The following is a 4,241-nucleotide window of genomic DNA, read 5'->3' on the forward strand; positions in this document are numbered from 1 at the left end:
TGCCATTAAACGAACGTTTATTGAAACACTTTTATGTGTCAAATATCTCGTTTATAGTGATTTGTGCACTAAATTGAACAAAACTTTGTGCATTACATATTTCTCTCCTCCTGTTTATCTCCTGGGATAGGGATACAGTTGAGAGCCAGTGTACTAAAATATTAAATTTTTGTTTTATACACGCTTGACCGAAAGTAATTCTATAATTTCGGTGTCCCTAAAGAATATCCATTCGTGAACAAATCTACCGACGTGTTTTGGTATCCGCTCCGTGTTACCTATAGCCGTGAACTTCTTTTGAAGGAAGCTCTTGATGCCGAAAATATCGAGAACTTCATTCCGATGCATTACGAGTATGTGAAAAAAGCAGATCGTAAGGTGCGTAAATTAGTGCCCGTAGTGCACAATCTCGTATTTGTTCATAGTTCACTTGCGTGTATCGATCGGATAAAACAATCTGTCGGACTTTCTTTAGCCGTCCGTTATATTATCGATCGTGAGACCAATCGGCCTCTTATTGTACCGGATTCGCAGATGCGTAGCTTTATTGCCGTTTCGGGCAATTATGAAGAGCAGATCGCTTATCTCGACCCTGCTGTCACCGCTTTACAGAAAGGTGACCGTGTTCGTATCACCGGTGGCGTTTTTGAGGGAGTTGAAGGAATTATTCTTCGTGTCAAAGGCGATCGTCGTGTATCAGTCTGCATCAAAGGAGTTATGGCGGTGGCTACTGCTTATGTTCATCCTTCTTTAATGGAACTTGTTTCCGACCCTGTTCATAAATAGCGACCTGTTCATTTGGACTCTATCCATATTGATTTTATTTCAATTGTAAATAGTCATCGTTCAATCTAAATATTCAAATATATGTCTTTGCAATCACAAATTGACGCTCTGTGTCATGTTACCAATGAGCTTCTCAATTTAGGTTTTGATGGCACTCCTCTTTATTCCAATCGTTTTTGTGAATTGAATACGGAGGTTTATCGTCAGTCCGAGGCTCTTTTTCTTTTACATGGTTCTACTGCCGAAGAAGAAGCACGGCTCTGTTATGCTCTGCTGACCGGTTTTCATGCCACCATCTATGATCATGGTGATAAGAATCAAAAAATACAATCTATTCTTAACCGTAGTTGGAACGTGCTCGAACAGCTTTCTGTTTCCTTGTTGAAATGCCAGCTTTTAGTAGCCTGTTATGGTGAGATTTATGATGAGAAACTGGCCCAAGAAGCGCATGCCATTATCGATACTTGGAAAGATCATGAATTGTCTCCGGCAGAGTTGGAAGTTTCTGAATATCTGAATAGTTTGGAAACTAATCCCTGGACAGCTTGGGAACTGGATGAATAATTAAGATAAATAACGGTAAGAAATCATTAATAGCTATTATATGAGAATGAAATTTCTGAATAATTGTTTGCTGTGCTTATTGGCACTTTTGGCATCCTGCTCTGCTCCTAAAGAGGTACTTTATTTGCAGGATATTACCTCTTTGAAAGAGGAAGTCATTGATAAGAACTATGAAGTAATCATTCATAAAGATGATTTATTGGCTATTCTGGTGAATAGTAAAGATCCGGAATTGGCATTACCGTTTAATATGCCTGTGGTTACTTATCAGATAGGTGCTCAAACTTCTGTACAGCAGCGTTTATTAGGCTATTTAGTTGATCAGAATGGCGATATTGATTTTCCTATTTTGGGTAGGTTTCATGTAGAAGGGTTAACCCGTATGCAAGTAACTGAACTTATTAAGCAAAAACTGATGGAAGAGGATTTGATAAAAGATCCTATTGTCACTGTTCAGTTCCTGAACTTTAAAGTATCTGTGATGGGTGAAGTGGCTCGGCCGGGTACATTTGATATTTCCGGTGATAGAATAACCTTGTTGGAAGCTTTGAGTATGGCAGGTGATTTGACCATTTATGGTCGTCGTGACCGTGTAGCTGTTATTCGTGAAAAGGATGGCAAGCGTCGTATTCTTTACCATGATCTTCGTTCTTCTGATATTTTTCAGTCTCCCTGCTATTATTTACAACAGAATGATATTGTGTATGTAGAGCCTAATAAAGCGAAGACAGGACAGAGTCGCATTAACTCTAATAATTCTGTGGGGGTTTGGTTGTCTGCTGTTTCCGTATTGGCTTCCATTACTTCTTTGATAGTAACTATGTTTAAATAATTTGGAATATAAAAAATCATGAATACTGAACAAAATCACAATAATATTCTCGAACGAGAAGAAAACATCAGCATAGGTGATATTTTTCATCTTGTATTTGTAAATTGGTATTGGTTTGTGTTGTCTGTTCTGGTTTGTGCCGGTATTGCTTTTTTTTATGTGAAATCCTCTTCTAAAATGTATAGTCGGAAAGCCTCCGTATTGATTCGTGATGATTCCAAAGGAGGTACAATAAGTGAATCCGCAGCATTTTCCGACCTTTCTCTTTTTGGAGGGAAACGTAATGTAGATAATGAAGTACTCGTTTTCCAATCGCGGCATTTGATGGAAGAGGTAGCTCAACGTTTACATTTAGATATGAGTTATAAAGTAAAAAATGGTCTGAGGCATGATGAACTATATACTCAAGCTCCGATTGCTGTTTCTTTTCCGGAATCGGAAGAACGTCAAATAATAGAAATGGAAGTCATTCCTGTTGATTCTGCTATGGTCAGACTTGCTAATTTAGTATTGAAAGTAGGAACAGAGGAACTATTTTTTGAAGAGGTTATAGAGGTGCATTTGAATGATACGGTTCTTACATCAGTGGGACCGGTAGTAGTTACACCTACTTTGTATTACACAGATACCTTTTATGGTAAGCCTATAAGTGTTGTTAAATCCAATATGGAGAAAGTTGTAGAGAGTTATCGGAACAAGCTGAAAGTGTCTCTTGCCAGTAAAACGGCTACTATAATTAATTTAGTTTTGGATGATGTTTCTACAGCCCGAGCAGAAGATGTTTTGAATATGCTTATTGCTGTTTACAATGAAGATGTAATCAATGATAAAAATCAGATAGCGGTAAATACTTCTAAATTCATAAATGAACGTTTGATTATTATTGAACGTGAGTTAGGCAGTGTGGATGCTAATATTGAAAGTTTTAAACGAGAGAATCAATTAACAGACATTACTTCTGAGACAGGTATGTATCTTCAAAATACAAGTCGATATAAACAAGAAGGCTTGAGTTTAGAAAATCAATTAAGTATCTCTCGGTATATTAAGGAATATTTGACAGATCCTCAGAAGAGTTCAGATTTGATACCTGCTAATACGGGTATTTCTGATAATAGTGTAGAGTCGCAAATAAAAGAATATAATGATATTTTATTAAAACGTGATAAGCTGGTTGCTGGTAGTAGTAGTAAAAATCCAATTGTAATGGATTTAAATAATTCTTTGGGAGCTATGAAGCAAACTATTATCCGATCAGTTGATAATTTGATTGTTGGCTTGAACATTCAGTTAAAGAATATCCGTGAACAGGAAGAACAGACTACGAAGCGCATTGAGGCGGTACCTGCCCAGCAGAAGTATGTTCTTACTGTAGAACGCCAACAGAAGATTAAAGAGGAACTTTATTTGTATCTGTTAAACAAACGGGAGGAGAATGCTTTAACTCAAGCTATCACAGAAAGTAATGCCCGTATTATAGATTCTGCTTCAGGTAGCAGTATCCCTGTTGCTCCTAAAGTGACAATGATCTTTTTAGTTTCTGTTATTTTAGGAATTTCAATTCCTATGGTAGTACTTTGGTTGCTAAATGTGACAGATACCAAGGTGCGTACCCGTAAGGAGTTAGATGAAGTACTTACTATTCCTTTCTTGGGTAATATTCCTCGTTATAGTAATAGGAGAGGAGGAGATTCGGATGCTATTGTAGTTCGTGAAAATAGCCGTGATTCCATATCGGAAGCTTTTCGTATAATTCGTACAAATATGGACTTTATGCGTGTGAAAGCAGAGAAATTGCAGGTAGTGATGTTTACTTCTGCTAATCCCGGTGCAGGTAAGACTTTTGTATCGAGTAATCTTGCTATGAGTATTGCCCAGACAAATAAAAAGGTAATTCTGATTGATGTTGATATTCGTAAGGGAACATTGAGTGGTCTTTTCTCGAATACTTCTAATCGTATGGGACTGACACATTATCTTTCCGGAAGTACGGATAAAGTATCTGATATTGCAGGTAGGAGTGAAGAATATGATAAACTCGATGTAATTTTTTCCGGTC

General features: G+C 37.3%; 4 protein-coding genes. All 4 read left to right on the top strand.

Features of this window, described 5'->3' with window-relative positions; genetic code table 11:
- The first annotated feature begins 234 nt into the window (after positions 1–234).
- Positions 235–786, top strand: a complete 552-nt coding sequence (locus QVP90_RS12350) for a UpxY family transcription antiterminator (protein ID WP_021936611.1) — start codon at positions 235–237, stop codon at positions 784–786.
- A gap of 81 nt (positions 787–867) precedes the next feature.
- Positions 868–1,350, top strand: a complete 483-nt coding sequence (locus tag QVP90_RS12355) for a UpxZ family transcription anti-terminator antagonist (protein WP_007478496.1) — start codon at positions 868–870, stop codon at positions 1,348–1,350.
- 40 nt (positions 1,351–1,390) lie between these two features.
- A complete protein-coding gene (locus QVP90_RS12360) occupies positions 1,391–2,182 on the top strand; it encodes a polysaccharide biosynthesis/export family protein (protein ID WP_021936612.1) in 792 nt (263 codons plus the stop codon).
- An 18-nt stretch (positions 2,183–2,200) separates the two neighbouring features.
- A partial coding sequence (locus QVP90_RS12365; RefSeq protein WP_288204432.1) for a GumC family protein occupies positions 2,201–4,241 on the top strand: 2,041 nt, incomplete at its 3' end.

Origin of the sequence: Bacteroides sp. CAG:189 (genome assembly GCF_000432295.1) — a bacterium.
Taxonomy (GTDB): domain Bacteria; phylum Bacteroidota; class Bacteroidia; order Bacteroidales; family Bacteroidaceae; genus Bacteroides; species Bacteroides salyersiae.